This is a genomic window from Pseudomonas capeferrum, assembly GCF_000731675.1.
GTDB lineage: Bacteria > Pseudomonadota > Gammaproteobacteria > Pseudomonadales > Pseudomonadaceae > Aquipseudomonas > Aquipseudomonas capeferrum.
In genome coordinates this window covers 1258988-1281909 of sequence record NZ_JMIT01000001.1, presented here as the reverse complement: position 1 = coordinate 1281909, position 22922 = coordinate 1258988, and the positions used below count along the sequence as shown (strand labels likewise).

The following is a 22922-nucleotide window of genomic DNA, read 5'->3' as shown; positions in this document are numbered from 1 at the left end:
ACGCACTGCAAATACCTATTGCCGCCGATTAGTGCCCGTCACCCAACTAGAACGACTTGCCGATAACACCCGTTGATAAGTAACGCCTGTTCGCCCGGTACCGAGCCGGGCTTAGATGAGGAGATGCCCATGGCACTTGGCAGACGACAATTTTTCAAACTTTGCACGGCCGGGGCGGCGGCAGCGACCAGCGTGTCGCTTGGCTTTGCACCGGCGGTGGCCAATGCCAGCCAGTCACGCCAATACAAGCTGTTGCGCGCCAAAGAGACACGCAACAACTGCACCTACTGCTCGGTAGGCTGCGGCATCCTCATGTACAGCCTGGGCGACGGTGCGAAGAACGCCAAGGCGCGCATCTTCCATATCGAAGGCGACCCGGACCACCCGGTCAGCCGGGGCTCGCTGTGCCCGAAAGGGGCGGGGCTGGTGGACTACATCCACAGCGAACAGCGCCTGTTGTACCCGGAGTACCGCGCGCCAGGCTCGGACACGTGGCAGCGCATCAGCTGGGACCATGCCATCGAGCGCATCGCCCGGTTGATGAAGGACGACCGCGATGCCAACTTCATCGAAAAGAACGCCAAGGGCGTAACCGTCAACCGTTGGCTGTCCACCGGCATGCTCTGTTCCTCGGCGGCCAGCAGCGAAACCGGCTCGCTCGATCAGCGCTTCACTCGCGCCCTGGGCATCCTCGGCACCGACAGCCAGGCCCGGGTGTGTCACGCCCCGACCGTATCGGCGCTGGCACCGACCTTTGGCCGTGGCGCCATGACCAACAACTGGGTGGACATCAAGAACGCCAACGTGGTGCTGATCATGGGCGGCAACCCCGCCGAAGCGCACCCGGTGGGCTTCAAGTGGGTGATCGAGGCGAAGATCCGCAACGGCGCCAAGGTGATCGTGGTCGACCCGCGCTTCAACCGCAGCGCCTCGGTGGCCGACCTGTACTCGCCGATCCGCGCCGGCTCCGACATCACCTTCCTCATGGGGGTGGTGAATTACCTGATCAGCCACGACCGTATCCAGCATGAGTACGTGCGTGCCTACACCAATGCCAGCCTGATCGTGCGCAGCGACTACAGTTTCGACGACGGCCTGTTCAGCGGTTACGACGCAGGCACCCGGCGCTACGATCGCAGCTCCTGGGCCTACGAGCTCGACGAGCAGGGCTTTGCCAAGCGCGACATGTCGCTCAGCCACCCGCGGTGCGTGTACAACCTGCTCAAGCAGCATGTCAGCCGCTACACGCCGGAGCGGGTCAACGAGTTGTGCGGAACGCCCAAGGACGATTTCCTGCAGATTTGCGAGATCCTTGCCAGCACCAGCGCACCGGACAAGACTGCGACCTTCCTCTATGCCCTCGGCTGGACCCACCACACCACGGGCGCCCAGATGATCCGCGGTTCGGGCATGATCCAGCTGCTGCTGGGCAATATCGGCATGGCCGGTGGCGGCGTCAACGCCCTGCGCGGGCACTCCAACATCCAGGGCTATACCGACCTGGGGCTGTTGTCGCAACGCCTGCCGGGTTACATGAACCTGCCGTCCGACAACCAGACCAGCGTTGAAACCTACCTCAAGGAAACCACCCCCAGCGCCCAGCTGCCGGGGCAGGTCAACTACTACCAGCACACACCCAAGTTCTTCATCAGCCTGATGAAGAGCCTGTGGGGCGACCAGGCCACCCGCGAGAACAACTGGGGCTTCGACTGGTTGCCCAAGTGGGACGACAGCTACGATGTGCTCAACTATTCCAACCGCATGTACGAAGGCAAGGTCAACGGCTACATTGCCCAGGGCTTCAACCCGATCGCGGCCTTCCCGGACAAGAACAAGGCTGCCGAGGCCTTGGCCAAGCTCAAGTTCCTGGTGATCATCGACCCGCTGGCGACCGAGACATCGAGCTTCTGGCAGAACCATGGCGAGTCCAACGACGTCGACCCGGCAGCCATCCAGACCGAGGTCTTCCGCCTGCCCTCCAGCTGCTTCGCCGAAGAGAACGGCTCGATCGTCAACTCCAGCCGTTGGCTGCAATGGCACTGGGCCGGCGCGGCGCCACCGGGTGAAGCCTGGCACGATGGCAAGATCCTCGGCCATCTGTTCATGAAGCTGCGCGAGCTGTATCGCCGCGAGGGTGGCGTGTGCCCGGAGCCCGTGTTGAACATGGCCTGGGACTACAAGAACCCCTACGACCCAGAACCCGAGGAAGTCGCCAAGGAGTCCAACGGCTACGCCCTGGCCGACCTGCATGACGACAAGGGCAACCTGGTGCTGCGCAAGGGCCAGTTGCTGGACAACTTCGCCCAATTGCGTGACGACGGCAGTACCGCCTGCTTCAACTGGGTGTTCGCCGGTTCCTGGACCGAAGCCGGCAACCAGATGGCCCGCCGCGACAACGCCGACAGCGGCCTGGGCTGCACGCCGGGCTGGGCGTGGGCCTGGCCGCAGAATCGCCGCATCCTCTACAACCGTGCCTCGGCCGACCCTCAGGGCAAGGCCTGGGACCCGAAGCGCCAGATCATTGCCTGGGATGGCAGCCGCTGGGCTGGCAGCGATGTGCCGGACTACCCGGTTACCGCCGCGCCCGGCAGCGACGTCAACCCGTTCATCATGCTGCCCGAAGGGGTAGGGCGGCTGTTCTCGGTCGGCGCCATGAACGATGGGCCGTTCCCTGAGCATTACGAACCGATCGAAAGCCCGCTGGTGTCCAACCCGCTGCACCCCAATGTCAGCAAGAGCCCGACCGCACGGCTGTACGAAAGCGACCGGGCGCGCATGGGTAGCCGTGAGGAGTTCCCTTACGTGGCCACCACCTATTCGATCACCGAGCTGTTCCGCCACTGGACCAAACACTCGCGGCTCAACGCGATCATCCAGCCCGAGCAGTTTATCGAGATCGGCGAAGTGCTGGCCAAGGAGAAGGGCATCGTCCAGGGCGACCTGGTGCGGGTGACCACCAAGCGCGGCTACATCAAGGCCAAGGCGGTGGTCACCAAGCGGGTCCAGCGCCTGGAGGTTGCCGGGCAGATGGTCGACACCATCGGCATCCCTTGCCACTGGGGCTTCGAAGGCGCTACCCGCAAGGGTTTTCTGGCCAACACGCTGACCCCAGGCGTGGGTGATTCCAACACCAACACCCCGGAATACAAAGCGTTCCTGGTGAACGTGGAAAAGGCCTGACGGAGCGACGCACATGTCCCTGCAATCCCAAGACATCATTCGCCGTTCGGCGACCAACGCCTTCACCCCCGCGCCCCGTGCCCGCGACCACCAGGCCGAGGTGGCCAAGCTGATCGACGTCAGCATCTGCATCGGCTGCAAGGCCTGCCAGGTAGCGTGCAACGAGTGGAACGACCTGCGTGACGAGGTCGGGCACAACGTCGGCGTGTACGACAACCCGGCCGATCTCACGCCAGACACCTGGACGCTGATGCGTTTCGACGAGCACCAGGACGAAAACGGCAAGCTGGAGTGGCTGATCCGCAAGGATGGCTGCATGCACTGCGCCGACCCTGGCTGCCTGAAGGCTTGCCCGCAACCGGGTGCGATCATTCAGTACGCCAACGGTATCGTCGACTTCCAGTCCGAACACTGCATTGGCTGTGGCTACTGCGTGGCCGGCTGCCCGTTCGATGTGCCGCGCATCAGCAAGAAGGACAACAAGGCCTACAAGTGCACGCTGTGCGTCGACCGGGTCACGGTCGGCCAGGAACCGGCCTGCGTTAAAACCTGCCCGACCGGCGCGATCAACTTCGGCAGCAAGGCCGACATGCTGGTGCAGGCAGAAGAGCGCGTGAGCGAACTGCAAGGCCGCGGCTTTGCCGGTGCCGGTATCTACGACCCGCAGGCCGTGGGTGGCACCCATGTGTTCTACGTGCTGCAACACGCCGACAAGCCGCAGCTGTACCACAAGCTCAACCCGGACCCGCGCATCAGCAGCGCCATCGAGGGCTGGAAAGGCTGGCTGAAGCCGGTGGCCGCCGCAGCGTTCTTCGCCACCCTGGCGGGCACGGTGTTCCACTACATCGGTGTAGGCCCCAACGAAGTCGAGGAAGACGAAAAGGAGACCCAGGTATGAACAAGGACCGACTGATTCTGCGCACGCGCTTCATCGACCGGGCCAGCCACTGGTTCATGGTCATCTGTTTCTTCCTGGTGGCGATGTCGGGGCTGTCGTGGTTCTTCCCGTCGCTGAACTGGCTCAACGGGGTGTTCGGCACGCCACAGTTGGCGCGTATCCTCCACCCGTTTTTCGGGGTGGTGGTGTACGTGGTGCTGATGTTCCTGTTCGTGCGCTTTGTCAGGTACAACCTGCCCGAGCGTGAAGACGCCATCTGGTTTCGCAACGTCAACAAGGTGCTGGCGGGCGATCACAGTCAGCCGCTGCGCATTGGCAAGTACAACGCCGGCCAGAAGATCCTGTTCTGGGGGATCATGGGCCTGATCACCTTGCTGATGGGCAGTGGCGTGATCATCTGGCGGCCGTGGTTTGCCGACTACTTCAGCATCCCGCTGATCCGCATTGCCCTGTTTACCCATGCCCTGGCCGGCATCTCGCTGATCTTGCTGATCATCGGCCACGCTTACCTGGCGTTCTGGGTCAAGGGCTCGATTCGCGGCATGATCACAGGCTACGTCTCGCGTACCTGGGCCAAGTCGCATCATGACCGCTGGTACCAGCAGATCAGCAACAAGAGTGAGAAGAAATGAGCAGCAGCATCAAACTGACGGCGGTCGAGCAACCCAGCGGTGGCGTGGGCGCTATCAGCGCCTTGTTGCTGCCGCAATTGGGTCAGCACTTTGCCAAGCGCGCAGCGCGTTTGCGCCAGCTGGCCGAGGGGCATGAGCAGGCTGATTACCTGGGCTTCGCCGCCACCGTTGCACAGGCCCAGCAGCGGCTGCTGGAGCGTTTTCCGGTGCCTGCGCCCGAGCTTGAGGCCCTTGCCCAGCGGGTGGGCGATGCTGCGCCGTTAGCGGTGCAGCAGTTGCCGCGTTCGCGTTACTGGCAGCAAGCGCTCGAAGCGTTGATCGAAGACCTGCGCGCTGAGGCCAGCGGCCCGGTACGCGCCGCGCTGGATGCGCTTGCCGCATTGAGCCACGAACAGCGCGAAGCCTGCGCCGAGCACCTGCTGCAGGGCCGCTATGGCGAAGTGGACAGCGGCCAGGCGCTGTTCCTGTGGGCCGCACTGGGGCTGTACTTCGTGCAACTTGCGGCGGCACTGCCTGCCCATGCCCACGCGGCAGTGGGGGAGCACCGCCAGTTCTGCCCGGTATGCGCCGGCGCGCCGGTGGCCAGCGTCATCCTCACGGGCAAGCGTGCCGGGCTGCGCTATTTGCATTGCGGGCTGTGCGAGAGCCGCTGGCACATGGTGCGGGTCAAGTGCAGCAATTGCGAACACACCGGCAAACTGGACTATTGGTCGCTGGAGCGTCAGGACAGTGCGGTCAAGGCAGAAAGCTGCGGCGACTGCGAAAGCTACCTCAAGGCGTTCTATTACGAGCACGACCCTGCGCTGGAACCTGTCGCCGATGACCTGGCCACGCTGCGGCTGGATGCCGAGCTTGAAGGGCAAGGCTTTGCCCGTAGCAGCATCAACCCATTTCTGTTTCCGGGTTGATGCGGGGTAACACTGCGGCATACTGACGCCTTCCCCAACCCAGGAAGGTAAGGCTCATGCTGGCATCGTTGTTCGCCGTTTTGGCACCCGTGTTCATCGTTGCCGGCATTGGTTTCGCCTGGGCTCGCAAAGGCTTGGACTACCCCACCGAGTTCATCGCCAGGATCGTGATGACGGTCGGCACGCCCTCGCTGGTGCTGTCGACCTTGAGCCGCACCGAACTGGACCCGACGGCGTTCACCAGCATGGCCGTGGCCTGCCTGTTGTGCACGCTGGGCATGGCCTTGGCAGGGCTGCTGGTGTGCCGCGTCTCGGGGCAACACTGGCGGGTGCTGTTGCCGGCGTTCATGTTCCCCAATACCGGCAACATGGGCCTGCCGATCAGCCTGTACGCCTTCGGCGAGCATGGGTTGGCCCTGGCGGTGGCGTTTTTCCTGACCCTGTCGATCGTGCAGTTCACCATCGGCATGGCCATCTCGGGCACGGCGGCGTCGCTCAAGGCGCTGGTCCGCAACCCCATCGTGATCAGCCTGGCGGGGGCGATGCCGATCATCTTTCTCGATTTCGAACTGCCGCGTTGGCTGGCCAACACGGCAGACCTGCTTGGCGGCATGACCATACCGCTGATGCTGCTGACCCTGGGGGTATCGTTGGCCAGCATCCGCTTGCAGCATGTCGGCAGCGGCATCCTGTTGGGTGGGCTGCGTATCGTGCTGGGCGCGGCAGTGGGTTGGGCCGTGGGCGCGGGGCTGGGTATGGAACCGCTGGAGCGGGCGGTGCTGATGCTGCAGTCCGCGATGCCGGTGGCGGTGTTCAACTACCTGATGGCGGTGCGGGCCAATCGCTCGCCCGAGCAGGTGGCGAACCTGGTGATGTGTTCGACTGTGCTGTCGTTTGCCTGGTTGCCGGTTGTGCTGGCTGCATGGATGTAGCGCGTAGGTTTACGTTGTGGGGGGCAGTTGTATTGCTCGCGTTTTTGGGGGGGCTGGAGATTGTAGGGAGGGGCATCAGGTGCCTGGCTTGGTTTCTTCAGGGGTGCGTATATCGAGCGCCGCCCGCGCGGCGCATCGCGACGCAAGGCCGCTCCTACATTTGTTTCGGGCCAGTGAGGCCAGTGGCATTTGCGCGCGACCGCCTTGTTTGTACGACGCGATATATTGAGGGGGGCACCAAGGGGCCGCGCGCCAATGCCTCAGGAATAATTGGCCCGAAACAAATGTAGGAGCGGCCTTGCGTCGCGATGCGCCGCGCGGGCGGCGCTCGATATCAGCACCACCGCCAAGCCAAAGCCAGGCAAACCCCACGGCCTAGAGCGGCAAGACGGCACCTCGGCAGGTACCTACCGCTCGTCACGGGTGTCGATGCTCACCACCACCGACATACCTGGCCGTAACCGTTTTGCCTGGGGCTGGTCGGCATCCACGGTGATGCGCACCGGGATCCGCTGGGCAATCTTGACGAAGTTGCCGGTAGCGTTGTCCGCCTGCAGCAGCGCGAACTCGGAGCCGGTGGCCGGCGAAATCTGCTGCACATGGCCGTACAGCTTCAGGTGGTTCAAGGCATCCACGGTGAAACTCACCGGTTGGCCGATACGCACTGCGGCCATCTGGGTTTCCTTCATGTTGGCGATCACCCACAGGGTGTCGGGCACCAGCGCCATCAATTGCGCACCTGAGTTCACATAGGCCCCCAGGCGCGTGCCAATCTGCCCCAGCTGGCCATCGCGCGGGGCGGTCACACGGGTGTTGTCGAGGTCGATGCGGGCCAGCTCCACGGCGGCCTTGGCATTTTCCACCGCAGCTTGCAGCGCAGCCCGGTTGACCACCACGGTTTCCCGGTCCTGTCGGGCGATTTCCAGTGCAGCCTTGGCCTGGGCCAGGCTGGCGACGGCAGCCGCCTGGCTGGCCCGGGCCAGGTCCAGCTCGCGGCGCGACACCGAGCCGTCGCTGACCAGAGCCTGGTTACGGCCGAGGTCGGCCTTGGCCTTGGCCGCCTGGGCTGCCGCATCACCGATGGCAGCCTGACGCTGGGCGATGGTGGCCTCGGCACTGTTGCGTTGCTGCAGGTTATTGGCCAGTGCCGCCTGTTGCTGTTGCAATTGGGCGATGGCCTGGGCCAGGCGTTGCGTGTAGATGCGGTCGTCCAGTTGCACCAGCAGGTCGCCCGCCTTGACGAACTGGAAGTCATGCACCGGTACATCGACGATGTAGCCACTGAGTTGCGGGCCGATGATGGTCACCTGGCCGCGCACCAGGGCATTTTCGGTACTCTCGATGGCGCTGCCGAACGGCGGCAGGCGCCAGGCATAGAGCACCAGCAGGATGCCGGCCAGGGCCACGCAGGCAAAACTGACCGTCGACAGGATGCGCACCCGGCGCGAGCGTACCGGGCTGGTTGGTTCGCTGGGGGGCGGCGTGCCTTCCGGGGTCTCGGCGAGGGCGGTGGTGGTGGTCGTGCGGGTTTCGTCGGTCATCGGGTAGGCGCGCTACGGCTAGAGTCGGAGGAGGTGGCCTTGGCGGCCGTGTACCAGAGCCAGGTGCTGCGGATGCAGATCCAGACCATGGTCAGGATAGCGATGCTGCCGATCAGCATGAAGACATCGTTGTAGGCCATCACGTTGGCCTCCCGGGTGGCCGCACTGGCTAGCACGCGCAGGCCGGCTTCGCTGCGCAGCGCCGGGTCGGCGAGGATCCCGGCATAACCGCCGCCACCGCTTTGCACGCGGGCGTTGACCAGCGGCTCAAGGTAACTGAGCCGGTCCATCAGGTGGCTGGAGTGAAATTTTTCCCGCCAGGTCTGGAAGGTGCCGAGCAGCGCTGCGCCAATAAGGCCGCCGAGGTTGTTGCAGATGCCGAACAGCACCGAAAAACTCACCAGGTTGCGGGGGTTGGCCCGCACATGGCTGATGCCCAGGGCCATCGACGGGCCCAGGAAGAAGGTGCTGCCGAAGGCCAGCAGGAACTGGCTAAGGTACATCTGCGCCGGGCGCGTGAGGTTGCTTGAGCTGCTGTCCATGAAGGCTCCGACGGCCATTGCCAGCAGCGAAACCAGCAGCGGGATGACCAGGTGCTTGGGGTCGATGGTCAGGGCGCTGGTGGCAAGGCCGGCCACCGCGCCGAACAGCATGATCGCGTACAGCGTGCGCATCTGCTCGCTGCCCATGTTCAGCGCCTGCAGAAAACCCACCGCACCGGTGGACTGCTCCGAGGTCACCATGCGAATCAGGATCACACACAGGGCCAGGCGGATGATCGTGCCGCTGCCCAGCCAGCGTGTCATCAGCAAGGGGTTCTGGCGATTGTGTTCGATGGCCAGGCCGCTGAATATCAGGCCGATCGACGACGCCAGCGCCACACCGATCCAGGGCGCCTCCAGCCACCAGTCGATGCGCCCCAGCGACAGTGCGGCGCAAAGCAGGGCGGTGCCGCTGGCCATCAGGGTGAAGGTCAGAAAGTCGAGCGGCTCGAAGGTCTTGAAGCGGTCGCCAGGCGGCAACTTGAGCATCAGCACGCAACCCAGTGCGGCCAGTGCCAGGCCCAACTCGAACAGGTACAACCCGCGCCATTCAGCGATCTGCAACAAGTCTTCGGAGAAGATCCGCGCCAGCGGCAAGGCCAGCTGCGAGGCGCCAAGGCCCAGGACCATAGCCTTGAGCCGCCACTGCGCAGGGAACGCCTGGATCATGTAGTACAGGCCCAGCGAACTGAGCGCAGCGCCGACCATGCCGTGGGCGGCGCGCACGGCGATTGCCGAGTTCAGGTCATTGACGAACAGGTGGGCAAAGGTGACCAGTACATAGAGCACCAGGAACACTTCGGTGAAGGCGCGCAAGCCGAACTGCTGGCGAAACTTGACCAGCAGCAGGTTCATCGACACGTTGGTCATCACATAGGCGGCCGGCAGCCAGGCCATTTCGGCGGTGGTCGCGCCAAGGGCACCCTGCAGGAACACCAGGTTGGCCGTTACCAGCGCGCTGCCCAGGCCACCGGTGATCGCCACCAGCAGCCCCACTACCCCATAGGCCAGGCGTTTTCCGGGCGTGTGCAGGGGAGTGGAGGGCGACCCAGGCAGGCTGGGTTTTTCGTGTGGGAGCCACTGGCGTGGGGCGTATTTGTTCATGGGCAGACTGTACGTGAGGGGCTGGGGCATTAAAACTGTCTGCGCTCAAGTTTGCCGCGCCTACAACGCCTTGGCCAGGAAGCTGGCGGTGCGGCTGTCTTTGCACTGGGCAACCGTTTGTGGCGTCCCACTGACCACGACCTTGCCGCCGGCATCCCCAGCCCCCGGCCCGATGTCGATCACCCAGTCGCTTTGCGCCACCACACGCATGTCATGCTCGACCACCACTACGCTATGCCCGGCATCGACCAGACGATTGAGTTGCACCAGCAGCCGGTCGATGTCCTGCGGATGCAGCCCGTTGGTGGGCTCGTCCAGCACGTACAGCGTCGCCCCGCGCGCGGTGCGCTGCAGCTCGGTGGCCAGCTTGATGCGTTGCGCCTCGCCGCCGGACAGCTCGGTGGCCGGCTGCCCCAGGCGCAGGTAACCCAGGCCGATATCCTGCAGGACTTGCAGGCAGCGTCGTACCGGCGGTTGTTCGGCGAACACCGCAAGGGCCTGGTCGACGGTCAGTTGCAGCACCTGGGCGATGTTCATGCCCTGCCAGGTCACTGCCAGGGTATCGGGGTTGTAGCGGGCGCCATGGCAGGTGGGGCAGGGTGCATACACGCTGGGCATGAACAGCAGCTCGACGCTGACGAACCCTTCACCCTCGCAGTTCTCGCAACGGCCCTTGGCAACGTTGAACGAAAACCGCCCGGCATCGAAGCCGTTCGCCTTGGCCTGCTCGGTGCTGGCGAACAGCTTGCGCACGTAGTCGAACAGGCCGGTGTAGGTGGCAAGGTTGGAGCGCGGCGTGCGGCCGATGGGCTTCTGGTCGACCTGCACCAGCCGCTTGATGTTGTCCAGGCCCGCGCTGACACGGCCTGCGCTGGTTTGCTCGGGCTCGTCTTCCAGGCTCTGCTCCTCGGGCTCGGCACGCTGTTCGGCATGGCCCAGGTGGGCACCGACCAGCTCCAGCAGCGCCTGGCTGACCAGGCTCGACTTGCCCGAGCCGGAAATACCGGTCACCGAGGTGAAGCACCCCAAAGGGAACCGGGTACTGAGGTTGTTGAGGTTGTTGCGCGTGATGCCCTCCAGCTGCAGCCAGGCCTGCGGCTGTCGTGGCGCTCGAGCGGCCGGCTGCTGCGGGGCGAAGAGATAGGCTCGGGTGCGCGATACCTCGACCTCGGCCAGGCCTGCGGGCGGGCCGCTGTACAGCACCTGCCCGCCATGCTCGCCGGCTGCCGGGCCGACATCCACCAGCCAGTCGGCGCGGCGCATGGTGTCCAGGTCGTGCTCCACCACGTACACCGAATTGCCCGCCTGCTTGAGCCGTTGCAGGGCGTCGAACAGCGCTTCGCTGTCGGCCGGGTGCAGGCCGGCCGACGGTTCGTCGAGCACGTAGATGACGCCGAACAGTTGCGAGTTGAGCTGGGTGGCCAGGCGCAGGCGTTGCAGTTCGCCCGAGGACAGTGTCGGCGTGCTGCGTTCCAGGGCCAGGTAGCCGAGGCCCAGGTCAATCAGCGGCGCGATTCGTTCCAGCAGTTCGTGGGCGATGCGCTGGGCGGCCAGGCGCTTTTCCAGGGTCAGGGTGTCTTCGTGCTGTTGCAGATAACCGGGGGCTGCCACCGAGCGGAATACCTCGGCCAGCGTCTGCAAAGGCAGGCGCGACAGCTCGCCGATGTCGCGGCCGGCGAAGGTCACGGCCAGCGCTGCGCGCTTGAGCCGTTTGCCCTGGCACAGCGGGCAGGGGCTTGGGCGCATGAATTGGGAGACGCGCTTGCGCATCTGCGCGCTCTGCGAATGCATGAACGTGTGCATCACGTAGCGCCGGGCGCCGCTGAAGGTGCCTTGGTAGCTGGGTTCGAGCTTGCGCTTGAGTGCGGCGCGGGTCTGCGCCGGGCTGAGCCCGGCGTAGACCGGCACGGTGGGGGTTTCTTCGGTGTAGAGGATCCAGTCGCGTTGCTCCTGGGGCAGGTCGCGCCAGGGGGTGTCAACGTCATACCCCATGGTCACCAGGATATCGCGCAGGTTCTGGCCCTGCCAGGCCATCGGCCAGGCGGCCACCGCCCGCTCACGTATGGTCAACGACGGGTCGGGGACCATGGTTGCCTCGTTCACCTCGTAGACACGGCCCAGGCCGTGGCATTCGGGGCAGGCCCCTTGTGGGGTATTGGGCGAGAAGTCTTCGGCGTACAGCATGGCCTGCCCGGCCGGGTAGTGGCCGGCACGCGAGTAGAGCATGCGGATCGAGCTGGACAATGTGGTGACGCTGCCGACCGAGGAGCGCGCGCTTGGCGTGCCGCGTTGCTGCTGCAGGGCCACCGCAGGGGGCAGGCCTTCGATGGCGTCCACGTCGGGTACGCCAACCTGGTCGATCAGGCGCCGGGCATAGGGCGCGACCGATTCGAAGTAGCGGCGCTGGGCTTCGGCATACAGGGTGGAGAAGGCCAATGAAGATTTGCCCGAGCCGGATACACCGGTGAACACCACCAGCGCGTCGCGGGGGATGTCCACGTCGATGTTCTTGAGGTTGTGCTCGCGAGCGCCACGGACACGGACGAAACCGGTAGGGGTTGGGTTGCGTGGTGGCATTGGGCGCTCCTTGGCTGGGGAAATGGGGCACGGTAGCAGTAATTTGAGGGGCTGTGCGGGGATTGGGGGGGGCTGGCAGGTGTAGGGGTTGGGAGGTTTAGCGCCTGCGAGATCGAGCGCCGCCCGCGCGGCGCTCGATCTCATAGGCGCAAAAACTCCCAAGACATACCCATAGCCGCCCGCCCGCAATCCCCCTTCGCTGCCATGTTCCACCCCGTGGAACCACATTCAATTGTGCTCCGGCCCCCGTCGCGCTTATCTGTCCGTAACCACGACCTGCCTTCCCCGTCGTGATCTCAAAGCGAACAACAAGAACGGGACCCACCCGCGCGAGGAGATTCCACATGCCGCACCATCAGCACATCCTGGCCTGGCTCAACGACGTGGCCAGCGACCTGCACGCCATCCGCCACGATATCCACGCTCACCCCGAACTCGGTTTCGAAGAAAGCCGCACCTCGGCCCTGGTCGCGCAATTGCTCAAAGACTGGGGCTACGAGGTGCACACAGGCATCGGCAAGACCGGCGTGGTCGGCGTGCTGCGCAACGGCAGCAGCCCACGCAAGCTCGGCCTGCGTGCCGACATGGACGCGCTGCCCATTCACGAGGCCACCGGCGCTGCCTACAGCAGCCGCCACCAGGGCTGCATGCACGCTTGCGGCCATGACGGGCATACCACCATGTTGCTGGGTGCCGCCCGTTACCTGGCTGCTACCCGCCAGTTCGATGGCACGCTGACGCTGATCTTCCAGCCGGCTGAAGAGGGCCAAGGTGGCGCCGAGGCGATGCTCGCCGACGGCCTGCTGGAGCGCTTCCCCTGCGATGCCTTGTTCGGCATGCACAACATGCCCGGGCTGCCAGCGGGGCACCTGGGCTTGCGTGAGGGGCCGATGATGGCCTCGCAGGACTTGCTCACGGTGACCATCGAGGGGGTCGGTGGGCATGGTTCCATGCCGCACCTGACGGTCGACCCGCTGGTGGCAGCGGCCAGTGTGGTGATGGCGTTGCAGACCGTGGTGGCGCGCAACATCGATGCGCAGGAAGCGGCAGTAGTGACCGTCGGTGCGCTGCAGGCTGGCGAGGCAGCCAACGTGATCCCGCAGCAGGCCCTGCTGCGTCTGAGCTTGCGCGCCCTGAATGCCGAGGTGCGCGCACAGACCCTGGAGCGGGTGCAGGCGATCATCGTCAGCCAGGCGCAGAGCTATGGCTGCACCGCCAGCATCGAGCATCGTCCCGCTTACCCGGTGCTGGTCAACCACGCCGCCGAAAACGCCTTTGCCCACCAGGTCGGTGTCGAACTGCTCGGCGCCGACGCGGTGGATGGCAATACCCGCAAGCTGATGGGCAGCGAGGACTTTGCCTGGATGCTGCAGCGCTGCCCTGGCGCCTACCTGTTCATTGGCAATGGCGTGAAGCGGCCGATGGTGCACAACCCGGCCTATGACTTCAACGACGACATCCTGCTGACCGGCGCCGCTTACTGGGGCGCGCTGACCGAGCGCTGGCTCGAGCCCGCCTGAACCCTGCATTGACGACTGCCGCTGGAACCCGGGCGCGAGCGTGCCTGGGCGATCACTTGAAGCGTTTCTGGCCAACAGATTGATGGAGTGCTCCGCATGCAGACTTCCAATACAGGCGCGTCGCGTACCCGGCAAGTGGTCGCGGCGGTCATCGGCAATGCCCTGGAGTGGTATGACTTTATCGTGTACGGCTTTCTGGCCAGCATCATCGCCCGTCAGTTCTTCCCCTCCGACGACGAGTACGCCTCGCTGCTGATGGCCCTGGCCACCTTCGGCGTGGGCTTTTTCATGCGCCCGGTGGGCGGGGTGCTGCTGGGTATGTATTCCGACCGCAAGGGGCGCAAGGCGGCGATGCAACTGATCATCCGCCTGATGACGGTGTCCATCGCGATGATCGCCTTTGCCCCCAGCTACGTGGCCATCGGCATGGGCGCGCCGCTGCTGATCGTGGTGGCGCGCATGCTGCAGGGCTTTGCCACGGGCGGTGAATACGCCAGTGCCACGGCGTTTCTGGTGGAAAGCGCACCGGCCCACCGCAAGGGGCTGTATGGTTCGTGGCAACTGGTGGGGCAATGCCTGGCGGTGTTCAGTGGGGCGGCGATGGTGGCGCTGGTCACCCACCTGTGCACGCCCGAGGCCTTGGACAGCTGGGGCTGGCGGATCCCGTTCGTGATCGGCTTGCTGATCGGCCCGGTGGGGCTGTGGATTCGCAAGCACATGGAAGAGCCCGAGGAGTTCCTCGAAGCCCGCAAGCAGGCCAAGGGCCAGGCGCCGAGTTTGTGGCAGGTACTGCGTGAGCACCGCCGCAGCCTGTTGGTGTCGATGGGCTTGGCCTGTGGGGCGACGGTGTCGTTCTATGTCGTGCTGGTGAACATGCCAACCTTCGCCCACAAGAACCTGGGCCTGCCGCTGGACCAGGTGTTGCTGGTGCAGATGCTGGCCGTGGGCCTGATGACCGTGGTGATCCCCCTGGCGGGTGCGTTATCGGACCGCCTGGGCCGGCGGCCGGTGCTGATGGCCTTTACCTTGGCGTTCTTCGTGATGGTCTACCCGTTGTATGTCTGGGTAGCGGCGGCGCCATCGATCGAGCGCCTGCTGGTGATGCAACTGCTGCTGTGCACTGCCATCGGCGGCTTCTTCGGCCCGGCGCCGACCGCCCTGGCCGAGCAGTTCCCGATCGAGGTGCGCTCCACCGGGGTGTCGGTGGCCTACAACGTTGCGGTGATGGTGTTCGGCGGCTTCGCCCCGCTGATCGTCACTTGGCTGAGCAAGGTGCTCGGCACGCCGGTGGCGCCGTCGTTCTATGTGCTATTCGCGTGCCTGCTGACGCTGCTGGGCACCTATTGCCTGAAAGAGGCCCCGCGTGCTGGCAAGGCTGTTGCCTTCAACCTTGGAGTGAAACCGTGAACCTGTTAGCCATCGACCCGATCGTTGCCCTGGATGCCGAGGCGCTGTCCCAGGCGATTCATGCCCGCCAAGTGTCGTGCCGTGAAGTGATGCAGGCCTACCTGGGCCATATCGAACGCTTTAACCCGCAGGTCAATGCGTTGGTGTCGCTGCGCGAGGGCGCGGTGCTGTTGGCCGAGGCCGACGCGCGCGACCGCGAGCTGGCGGGCGGGCAGTCGCGGGGCTGGATGCATGGCATGCCGCAGGCGGTCAAGGACCTGGCGGCCACGGCGGGGCTGCGTACCACGCTGGGCTCGCCGCTGTTCGCCGAGCATGTGCCCGAGCAGGATGCGCTCAGCGTGGCGCGGGTGCGCGCCAGCGGGGCGATCATCATCGGCAAGAGCAATGTGCCGGAGTTCGGCCTCGGCTCGCAAAGCTACAACACGCTGTTCGGCACCACCCTCAACGCCTACGACCCGAGCCGCGTGGCCGGTGGCAGCAGTGGCGGGGCAGCTGCGGCCCTGGCCCTGCGCTTGCTGCCGGTGGCCGATGGCAGCGACATGATGGGCTCGCTACGCAACCCGGCGGCGTTCAACAATGTGTTTGGCCTGCGCCCTTCGCAAGGGCGGGTGCCATATGGGCCGACACCGGAGCTGTTCATGCAGCAGCTGGCCACCGAGGGCCCGATGGGGCGCACGGTGACAGATGTGGCGCGGCTACTGTCGGTCCAGGCCGGCCATGACGCGCGGGTGCCATTGTCACTGCGCGACGGCCCGCGCGACTTCGCCCATGGGCTGCCGCGTGATTTCAAGGGCGTGCGGGTCGGCTGGCTGGGCAGCCATGACGGTTACCTGCCGATGGATGACGGGGTAATGGGCCTGTGCGAAGCGGCCTTGGCGGACTTCGCCGCGCTGGGTTGCGAAGTCGAAGCGTGCCAGCCAGGCTTCGATATGGCGCGCCTGTGGCAATGCTGGCTGACTCACCGCCACTTCCTGGTGCACGGAAGCCTGAGCGCAGCCTATGCCCACCCCGCGAAGCGCGCACTGCTCAAACCCGAGGCGCGCTGGGAGGTTGAAGGGGGCCAGCGCCTGACGGCGGCGGACGTTTACCAGGCCTCGCTGGACCGCAGCGCCTGGTACCAGGCGTTGAACACCCTGTTTGAACGTTACGATTTTCTGCTGTTGCCTGCTGCCCAGGTGTTCCCTTTCGACGCAGCCCAAGCGTGGCCGAAGGTGGTCGGCGGGCAGGCGATGGACACCTACCACCGCTGGATGGAGGTAGTCATCGGCCCGACGTTGGCCGGCTTGCCGAGCATGAGCGTACCGGTTGGCTTCAATGCCGCGGGGCTGCCGATGGGCCTGCAGATCATAGGCCCCGCCCAGGCCGACCAAGCCGTGCTGCAGCTGGCGTATGCCCATGAACAACTGACCCGTTGGGTCGAGCGGCAGCCGCCTAATTGCCTGCAATCACGTTGAGCACCCTGGGCAGGCGCGTTTTTTGCTGGGCATCATGACCATCCACGCAGAGACAGGGAGGTCAGACACATGGGCACCACGACAGACAGCGGCGGCGTGCGCTCGGTGGAGCGGGCGCTGGCCATCGTCGATTTGCTCGGCGAACACCAGGCGTTAGGGCTGGAGGAGCTGCATTACCTGACGGCCCTACCCAAGGCCACGGTGTCGCGAATGCTGGCCACCTTGCAGGAGCAGGGCTGGGTCTACCGGGGCTTGAGTGATCGGCGTTATCGCCTGTGCGCCCGGCGCCTGTTCGGTGACCGCCAGTTGCGTTTGAAGCGGCGCCTGGTCGAACACGCAGCGCCCTGGTTGCTGGAACTGAGCGAGCGCACCGGGCTGGTGGCGGACCTGTCGTGCTTCGATGGCGAGCGCCTTGAAGTGATGGAAAGCGCCATCCCCCTGGTGCTGCGCAAGCGCTACCCGAACAACTGCCAGATCGTCGGGCACCATGCCAGCCTGTTTCACTCGGCAATGGGGCGGGCATGCCTGGGGGAAATGCACAGCGACGAAGTGCAGCGCCTGGCCAGCCACCAGCAGTTGGGTGATGAAACGCTGTTGCGCGATATCGAGGACGATGCGCACAAGGGCTTTGGTCAGCGCACCGAGGGGCACTGGGAGTACCCGGTGCGGTTGCCGTTCCTGATCCGGGCGATCGCGTTGCCGGTGCGGGTTGAAGGGCGGCTGGCGGGTAGCATTGCCTTGCACTGGCCGGAGGACCAGGCGCCGGTAGAGCGGGTGTTGAGCCTGCATCTGCAGCGCTTGGCGGCGACAGTGGGCCAGGTGCAGCAGGCACTGGAGGCTTGAGGGTGCTGTGCGAAATTACGGGCCCTTTCGCCCTGCGGCCTCACGAAACCCACTCGGGCTCACCCCTGAATGCTTGCGGAAAAACCGGCTGAAGTAGCCGACATCGACAAACCCCAGCTCATGGGCAATCTCTTTCACACTGAGGCTCGAATGCCCCAGCGCCCGTTTGGCCTCCAACACCAGGCGGGCATTGATGACGTTCATCGGCGTCATGCCCAGATGCTCCTGGCACAGCCGCCCCAGCGTGGTCAAGGTCAGCCCGAGCTCACCGGCGTAATCACCGAGCGACCAATGCGCGCGGTAGTGCATGTCCACCAGCTCACGGAACCTGGTCAGTTGCTGGCTGCGCCTCGACGGTAGACGCTGCTCGCCGGCGCGGGCCTGCGGCTCGTGGCGCAACACCTGGATCATCAGCGTCAGCAACAGCGACATACTGCACGCCACATGCTCGCGGGCGCGGTTGTGGTATTCCTCACGCAGTGCGCGGCACAGCGGTAGCAGCGGGTCTTCGTCGGCGTCCCACTGCGGCAGGGCGATCACCTGGGGTTTGCGCACCTGTGCCAGCAGGTTCGGTGCCAGTACCTGGGCGATACTTTCCAGCGGATGCTGCGCCGCCGTGATCACCTGGCCCTCGACCGCGCCGGCCCAATGAAAACCATGCACCACCTGCGCCGGCACGTACACCACGCAGGGCGCCCGGGCCTGCACGCGGTCGCTGTCGAACAGCACTTCGCCGGCACCGCTTTGCAGGTACAGCAACTGCAGCAGGCCTTCATGACGGTGCGCGGCAATCTCCCAGTTGTAGGCGCCGGAGCGTTGCGAGATCGACTCCACATGCAGGGACTCGTGCCACACCGGCTGCGCGGTTTCGCCGTACAGGGCGTAGTTGGGGATCTTGTTCATGGTCTTGTAGTTATTGTTGTGATCGATACCCGGCTACTGTGCCACAGCGGCTTGCCGGGTTAAGGGCCAGTGGACGAAATTGTCGGGAATGTGGGGTGGGTTGCAGGTTTTGTCCATTCTGCCCGGGCACGTGCCGGCCCTAGGCTGTTTGCCAGATGAAGCGACACTCTGGAGAGCAGCATGCATAACAACAAGATGACGACTGATCACTGGCTGGGCCTGGACTCTGCCGTTTGCGTGGTAACCGGCGCGGCCGGCGGCATTGGCGCGGCCCTGGCTGCCGCATTGGTGGGGCAGCATGCCCATGTGGTGTTGCTGGATCGCGACCTGGATAAATGCCGCGAGCTGGCGGCGACCTTGGGCGAGCACAGCGTCGGCGAGGTCAGCGCGCTGGGCTGCGACATCGCCGACCCCGACAGCGTCAGCCAGGCGGCGGCACAGGTGCAGGCGCTGCACGGTCGCTGCGATGTACTGGTCAACAACGCCAGTGTGTTGCGCCCCGGTGCCCTTGAAACGCTGAGCCTGGAGCAATGGAACCAGGTACTGGCGGTCAACCTCAGCGGCTACCTGCTGTGTTCCCAGGCCTTCGGCCGTTCGATGCTTGCCCGTGGCCAGGGGCGGATCGTGCATATTGCGTCCATCGCCGCTCATTACCCACAACCCAACAGCGGTGCCTACAGCGCGGCCAAGGCCGGTGTCAGCCTGTTGTCGCGGCAAATAGCCGTGGAGTGGGGCCCGCGCGGGGTGCGTAGTAATGCGGTGTGCCCCGGGTTGATCCGCACGCCGTTGTCGGCCGCGTTCTACGCCGACCCGCACATCGAGCGCCAGCGCAGCGCCATGACCGCCAACCAGCGGATCGGCGAGCCGCAGGACATCGCTGAAGCAGTCCTGTTTCTCGCCAGCCCGCGCGCCGACTACATCAACGGCGCCGAGCTGACCGTCGATGGCGGGCTGGAGAGCATGCCCATGGCATTGATCCCACGCCCAGGCTTCGAGGGCGTTCGCCCATGAACACGCGCAACTGCGATGTACTGGTGGTGGGGGCGGGGGCCGGTGGCCTGGCGACAGCGATCACCGCGAAAAAGCACGGCCTGGATGTAATCGTGATCGAGAAGGCGGACTGCTTCGGCGGCACCACGGCGTTTTCCGGCGGGGTGCTGTGGGTGCCGTGCAGCCGACATGGGGTAAACGACAGCGAGGCGGCGGCACTTACCTACTTGCGCAACGAAACCGGCGACTGCTTCGACGAAGCGGCGGTCAAGGCGTTTCTGCGCCACGGGCCACGCATGGTGGACTTCTTCGAGCGCGAGACAGCCGTCAAATTCGTCCCCACCCTGTACCCCGACTACCACCCGCAGGTGGAGGGTGGCGTCGAGGTCGGCCGCTCGATACTGGCGGCGCCCTACGATATCCGGGGCCTGGGGCCAGACATGGCACGCCTGCGGCCACCGCTCAAGACCATCACTTTCATCGGCATGATGTTCAACTCGTCGAATGCCGACCTCAAGCACTTCTTCAATGTCACGCGTTCACTGTCGTCGTTCGCTTATGTGGCCAAGCGCTTGCTAACCCATTTCAAAGAGCTGGCGCTGTACCGGCGCGGTACTCAGGTCACCAGCGGCAATGCCTTGGCGGCGCGACTGGTGAGGTCGGCGCTGGACCTGGATATTCCGATTCTGACCGGCACCCCGGCCAGGCAACTGTTGCTTGAAGGCAACCGGGTCACGGGGGTGTTGGCCAAGCAAGGCGACAGCGAGCTGCGTATCGAAGCGCGGCGGGGTGTGGTGCTGGCCTGTGGCGGGTTCTCCCACGACCTGCAACGGTTGAAGCAGGCCTACCCGCATGTGCGTCGCGGCGGTGAGCATTTTTCGCCGGTGCCTGAAGGCAACACGGGTGATGGTGCCCGCATGGCCGAAGCATTGGGCGCCAAGGTCGATATCCGCCTGCAAGCCGCAGCGGCCTGGATGCCGGTATCGAAAGTGCCCATGGGGGCAGGGCGCTACGTTGCCTTTCCGCATTTGCTCGATCGTTACAAGCCCGGTGTGATCGGGGTGCTGCGCTCGGGCAAGCGATTCACCAACGAATCGAATTCCTACCACGATGTGGGGGCAGCGTTGATCGAAGCCTGTGCCGAGCAGCCGGAAACCGCCATGTGGCTGGTCTGTGACCGCCGCACCCTGGCCAAGTATGGCCTGGGTTTCGCCAAGCCCGCGCCGATGCCGCTGGGGCCGCTGTTGCGCAATGGCTACCTGCTCAAGGGGCGCAGCCTCGCAGAGCTGGCCGGCAAGGCCGGGATCGATGCCGCCGGGCTGGAGCAGACCGTGCGTGAGTACAACCTGGGCGCCGTTCAGGGTGAGGACCGCCAGTTCGGGCGTGGCACTACCCGCTTCAATCGTTATCTGGCCGACCCGCAACACGCGCCCAACCCTTGCGTGGCGCCGCTGGGCGAGGGGCCTTACTTTGCCGTGAAGGTGATCATGGGCGACTTGGGTACCTTCGACGGGATCCGCACCAGTGTGGTCGGCGAAGTGCTCGGCACCGATGAGCGGGCCATCGAGGGGCTGTATGCCGTTGGCAACGACCGCGCCAGCATCATGGGCGGCAACTACCCCGGCGCAGGCATCACCCTGGGGCCGATCATGACCTTTGGCTACATCACCGGGCGCCATCTGGCAGGCGTCGAACAAGGCCTGGCGACTGCGGCCAATGCACGGGAGGTGGCGTGATGGACAAGGCCATCGTCGACCATCGGATCTACACCATTCGCCCACGTGGCATGGCGGCGTTTCTCGAGGCCTTCGACCAGTTGGCGATGCCGATTCTGCTGCGCCATCTGGGGGCGCCACTGGCCTTCTACACCAGCAGCATCGGCCCGCTGAACCAGGTGGTGCACCTGTGGGGCTACGACAGCCTGGATGACTTCGAAACGCGCAGCGCCGCCCGCGATGCCGACCCGGACTTCGCCGCCTACCTGCACGCCACCCGTGACCTGGTGGTGGCCCAGGAGACGCGGATCATCAGGCCGGTGCGGCTGCACAGCCTCGCTCACCGCTAATGCCACCGGGGCCCTGCACCCGCATAAAAACAACAACAGGTGATACCCATGAACAACGCTATCGATGTGCGCCAACTGATCGACCAGCAACCCATCGGCCGCTACCAGAAGTGGGTGGTCTTTCTGGGGTTTCTGATCATCGCCCTGGACGGGCTGGACGTCGCCATCATCGGTTTCATCGCCCCGCAGCTGAAAAGCGACTGGGGCCTGAACGCGCAAAGCCTGGGCCCGGTGCTGAGCGCCGCCCTCATCGGCCTGGCGCTCGGGGCCTTGATCGCCGGCCCCCTGGCAGATCGCTACGGGCGCAAGGTGGTCTTGCTGGGCAGCGTCCTGCTGTTTGGCGTCTGGACCCTGGCTTCGGCGTTTTCGCCCAACCTTGAAACCCTGGTGGCCCTGCGTTTTCTCACCGGGCTGGGCTTGGGCGCCGCCATGCCCAATGCCAGCACCCTGGTCAGCGAATACGCGCCGGCGCGCAGCCGCTCGTTGCTGATCACCCTGGCGTTCTGCGGCTTTTCCCTGGGCGCGGCGGCAGGCGGCTTTGTCAGTGCCTGGATGATCCCGAACCTGGGCTGGCGCAGTGTGCTGGTGCTGGGTGGCGTGCTGCCGCTGCTGACCTTGCCGTTGCTGTGCTGGCGGCTGCCCGAATCGGTCACCTTCCTGGTCAGCAAGGGTGCCGATGTGCGACGCATACGCGCCATTGTCAGCCGCCTGGCGCCGGGGCGCATCAGCGCCGACAGCACTTTTGTGCTGCCGCCCAGCACGCCGAGCAGCGGTGGGGCAATTGGCACCATCCTTTCGCCGCGCTATCGCTTCGGCACCTTCATGCTCTGGACCGGCTACGTGCTGGCGTTGTTTCTGGTCTACCTGTTCAGCGGCTGGTTGCCCACTCTGGTGAAGGAGGGCGGTGGCTTCTCGGTAGCCGAAGCGGCCATCGTCACCGCCTGCTTCCAGATCGGCGGGCCGCTGGGGGCGATTTCGGTGGGCTGGGCCATGGACCGCTGCAACCCGCAACGCGTGCTGATGCTGACCTTCCTGTTCAGCGGCGCAGTGATCTTCGCCATTGGCCAAGTGGCCGGGGACTTCACCTGGCTGTGCACGATTGCCTGGGCCGTGGGCTTTGGCCTCAATGGTGCCAGTGTGGGCATGAATGCGCTGGCGGCAGCGTTCTACCCGACCGAAGCGCGCGCGACCGGTGCCAGCTGGATGAGTGGCATCGGCCGTTTCGGGGCGATTCTCAGTGCGTTTGCCGGCGCCCAGATGCTGGCAATGGGGTGGAGCTTCGCGCAGGTGTTCGCGTCGTTGCTTGTACCGGCGGTGCTGGCTGCGCTGGCCGTGCTGCTGCAAGGGCGCCATGCCGGTTCAGGCCGACGCGCTGCACGGCAGGTGGTGTAATCTGTGCTGGCGTGCAAAAGCCCTGCAGGCCTTG

General features: G+C 65.1%; 17 protein-coding genes. 13 read left to right on the top strand and 4 right to left on the bottom strand.

Features of this window, described 5'->3' with window-relative positions:
* Nucleotides 1-129: 129 nt before the first annotated feature.
* Genes fdnG through PC358_RS05615 form a run of 5 tightly spaced genes read left to right on the top strand, consistent with a single transcriptional unit; the run spans nucleotide 130 to nucleotide 6550 of the window.
* On the top strand, nucleotides 130-3180 hold the full coding sequence (fdnG, locus tag PC358_RS05635) for a formate dehydrogenase-N subunit alpha (RefSeq protein ID WP_077068421.1): 3051 nt from the start codon (nucleotides 130-132) through the stop codon (nucleotides 3178-3180).
* A 13-nt stretch (nucleotides 3181-3193) separates the two neighbouring features.
* Entirely contained in the window at nucleotides 3194-4078 is an 885-nt protein-coding gene (gene fdxH / locus PC358_RS05630) for a formate dehydrogenase subunit beta (protein WP_033698073.1), read from the top strand.
* Entirely contained in the window at nucleotides 4075-4710 is a 636-nt protein-coding gene (locus tag PC358_RS05625; RefSeq protein WP_033698072.1) for a formate dehydrogenase subunit gamma, read from the top strand. The genes fdxH and PC358_RS05625 overlap by 4 nt, the downstream gene beginning before the upstream one ends.
* Complete coding sequence (gene fdhE, locus PC358_RS05620) at nucleotides 4707-5618, top strand: formate dehydrogenase accessory protein FdhE (RefSeq protein ID WP_033698070.1); 912 nt, start codon at nucleotides 4707-4709, stop codon at nucleotides 5616-5618. The genes PC358_RS05625 and fdhE overlap by 4 nt, the downstream gene beginning before the upstream one ends.
* A 56-nt stretch (nucleotides 5619-5674) precedes the next feature.
* Nucleotides 5675-6550, top strand: a complete 876-nt coding sequence (locus PC358_RS05615; RefSeq protein ID WP_033698069.1) for an AEC family transporter — start codon at nucleotides 5675-5677, stop codon at nucleotides 6548-6550.
* Between the two features lie 407 nt (nucleotides 6551-6957).
* On the opposite strand, the gene PC358_RS05610 is transcribed toward PC358_RS05615, so the two are convergent.
* The 3 genes from PC358_RS05610 to uvrA are packed head-to-tail and all read right to left on the bottom strand — an operon-like array spanning nucleotide 6958 to nucleotide 12314.
* Nucleotides 6958-8091: an HlyD family secretion protein gene (locus PC358_RS05610; RefSeq protein ID WP_033698068.1), complete on the bottom strand. Its 1134-nt coding sequence runs from the start codon at nucleotides 8089-8091 to the stop codon at nucleotides 6958-6960.
* The gene (locus PC358_RS05605; RefSeq protein ID WP_033698066.1) at nucleotides 8088-9737 is read right to left on the bottom strand and encodes an MFS transporter; all 1650 of its coding nucleotides are present in this window, start codon (nucleotides 9735-9737) and stop codon (nucleotides 8088-8090) included. Before PC358_RS05605 ends, PC358_RS05610 begins: the two co-directional genes overlap by 4 nt.
* Nucleotides 9738-9797: 60 nt before the next feature.
* Nucleotides 9798-12314, bottom strand: a complete 2517-nt coding sequence (gene uvrA / locus PC358_RS05600; RefSeq protein ID WP_033698064.1) for an excinuclease ABC subunit UvrA — start codon at nucleotides 12312-12314, stop codon at nucleotides 9798-9800.
* Nucleotides 12315-12658: 344 nt separating this feature from the next.
* On the opposite strand from uvrA, the gene PC358_RS05595 reads away from it, so the two are divergent.
* From PC358_RS05595 to PC358_RS05580, 4 genes are all read left to right on the top strand, one after another.
* The gene (locus PC358_RS05595; protein ID WP_033698062.1) at nucleotides 12659-13834 is read left to right on the top strand and encodes a M20 aminoacylase family protein; all 1176 of its coding nucleotides are present in this window, start codon (nucleotides 12659-12661) and stop codon (nucleotides 13832-13834) included.
* A 96-nt stretch (nucleotides 13835-13930) separates the two neighbouring features.
* On the top strand, nucleotides 13931-15241 hold the full coding sequence (locus PC358_RS05590; RefSeq protein WP_033698060.1) for a citrate-proton symporter: 1311 nt from the start codon (nucleotides 13931-13933) through the stop codon (nucleotides 15239-15241).
* The gene (locus PC358_RS05585) at nucleotides 15238-16695 is read left to right on the top strand and encodes an amidase (RefSeq protein ID WP_033698057.1); all 1458 of its coding nucleotides are present in this window, start codon (nucleotides 15238-15240) and stop codon (nucleotides 16693-16695) included. The genes PC358_RS05590 and PC358_RS05585 overlap by 4 nt, the downstream gene beginning before the upstream one ends.
* 69 nt (nucleotides 16696-16764) lie before the next feature.
* Nucleotides 16765-17538 carry an IclR family transcriptional regulator gene (locus PC358_RS05580; protein WP_033698056.1) on the top strand — a complete coding sequence of 258 codons (774 nt, stop codon included), beginning with the start codon at nucleotides 16765-16767 and terminating at the stop codon, nucleotides 17536-17538.
* Between the two features lie 15 nt (nucleotides 17539-17553).
* On the opposite strand, the gene PC358_RS05575 is transcribed toward PC358_RS05580, so the two are convergent.
* Entirely contained in the window at nucleotides 17554-18441 is an 888-nt protein-coding gene (locus PC358_RS05575; protein WP_033698055.1) for a helix-turn-helix domain-containing protein, read from the bottom strand.
* Between the two features lie 180 nt (nucleotides 18442-18621).
* Between PC358_RS05575 and PC358_RS05570 the strand changes: the two genes are divergently transcribed.
* From PC358_RS05570 to PC358_RS05555, 4 genes are read left to right on the top strand one after another with little or no spacing between them, the layout of a single operon-like run.
* Nucleotides 18622-19452 carry an SDR family NAD(P)-dependent oxidoreductase gene (locus PC358_RS05570; protein ID WP_033698053.1) on the top strand — a complete coding sequence of 277 codons (831 nt, stop codon included), beginning with the start codon at nucleotides 18622-18624 and terminating at the stop codon, nucleotides 19450-19452.
* A complete protein-coding gene (locus PC358_RS05565) occupies nucleotides 19449-21167 on the top strand; it encodes an FAD-dependent oxidoreductase (RefSeq protein WP_033698051.1) in 1719 nt (572 codons plus the stop codon). The genes PC358_RS05570 and PC358_RS05565 overlap by 4 nt, the downstream gene beginning before the upstream one ends.
* Nucleotides 21167-21496 carry an NIPSNAP family protein gene (locus PC358_RS05560; protein WP_033698050.1) on the top strand — a complete coding sequence of 110 codons (330 nt, stop codon included), beginning with the start codon at nucleotides 21167-21169 and terminating at the stop codon, nucleotides 21494-21496. The genes PC358_RS05565 and PC358_RS05560 overlap by 1 nt, the downstream gene beginning before the upstream one ends.
* A 48-nt stretch (nucleotides 21497-21544) precedes the next feature.
* Nucleotides 21545-22888 carry an MFS transporter gene (locus tag PC358_RS05555; protein WP_033698048.1) on the top strand — a complete coding sequence of 448 codons (1344 nt, stop codon included), beginning with the start codon at nucleotides 21545-21547 and terminating at the stop codon, nucleotides 22886-22888.
* Nucleotides 22889-22922 lie beyond the last annotated feature (34 nt).

What these genes read in the sequence shown, in the direction of transcription:
- fdnG (WP_077068421.1), top strand. Translation starts at nt 130, where the DNA reads ATGGCACTTGGCAGACGACAATTTTTCAAACTTTGCACGGCCGGGGCG.
- fdxH (WP_033698073.1), top strand. Translation starts at nt 3,194, where the DNA reads ATGTCCCTGCAATCCCAAGACATCATTCGCCGTTCGGCGACCAACGCC.
- PC358_RS05625 (WP_033698072.1), top strand. Translation starts at nt 4,075, where the DNA reads ATGAACAAGGACCGACTGATTCTGCGCACGCGCTTCATCGACCGGGCC.
- fdhE (WP_033698070.1), top strand. Translation starts at nt 4,707, where the DNA reads ATGAGCAGCAGCATCAAACTGACGGCGGTCGAGCAACCCAGCGGTGGC.
- PC358_RS05615 (WP_033698069.1), top strand. Translation starts at nt 5,675, where the DNA reads ATGCTGGCATCGTTGTTCGCCGTTTTGGCACCCGTGTTCATCGTTGCC.
- PC358_RS05610 (WP_033698068.1), bottom strand. Translation starts at nt 8,091, where the DNA reads ATGACCGACGAAACCCGCACGACCACCACCACCGCCCTCGCCGAGACC.
- PC358_RS05605 (WP_033698066.1), bottom strand. Translation starts at nt 9,737, where the DNA reads ATGAACAAATACGCCCCACGCCAGTGGCTCCCACACGAAAAACCCAGC.
- uvrA (WP_033698064.1), bottom strand. Translation starts at nt 12,314, where the DNA reads ATGCCACCACGCAACCCAACCCCTACCGGTTTCGTCCGTGTCCGTGGC.
- PC358_RS05595 (WP_033698062.1), top strand. Translation starts at nt 12,659, where the DNA reads ATGCCGCACCATCAGCACATCCTGGCCTGGCTCAACGACGTGGCCAGC.
- PC358_RS05590 (WP_033698060.1), top strand. Translation starts at nt 13,931, where the DNA reads ATGCAGACTTCCAATACAGGCGCGTCGCGTACCCGGCAAGTGGTCGCG.
- PC358_RS05580 (WP_033698056.1), top strand. Translation starts at nt 16,765, where the DNA reads ATGGGCACCACGACAGACAGCGGCGGCGTGCGCTCGGTGGAGCGGGCG.
- PC358_RS05575 (WP_033698055.1), bottom strand. Translation starts at nt 18,441, where the DNA reads ATGAACAAGATCCCCAACTACGCCCTGTACGGCGAAACCGCGCAGCCG.
- PC358_RS05570 (WP_033698053.1), top strand. Translation starts at nt 18,622, where the DNA reads ATGCATAACAACAAGATGACGACTGATCACTGGCTGGGCCTGGACTCT.
- PC358_RS05565 (WP_033698051.1), top strand. Translation starts at nt 19,449, where the DNA reads ATGAACACGCGCAACTGCGATGTACTGGTGGTGGGGGCGGGGGCCGGT.
- PC358_RS05560 (WP_033698050.1), top strand. Translation starts at nt 21,167, where the DNA reads ATGGACAAGGCCATCGTCGACCATCGGATCTACACCATTCGCCCACGT.
- PC358_RS05555 (WP_033698048.1), top strand. Translation starts at nt 21,545, where the DNA reads ATGAACAACGCTATCGATGTGCGCCAACTGATCGACCAGCAACCCATC.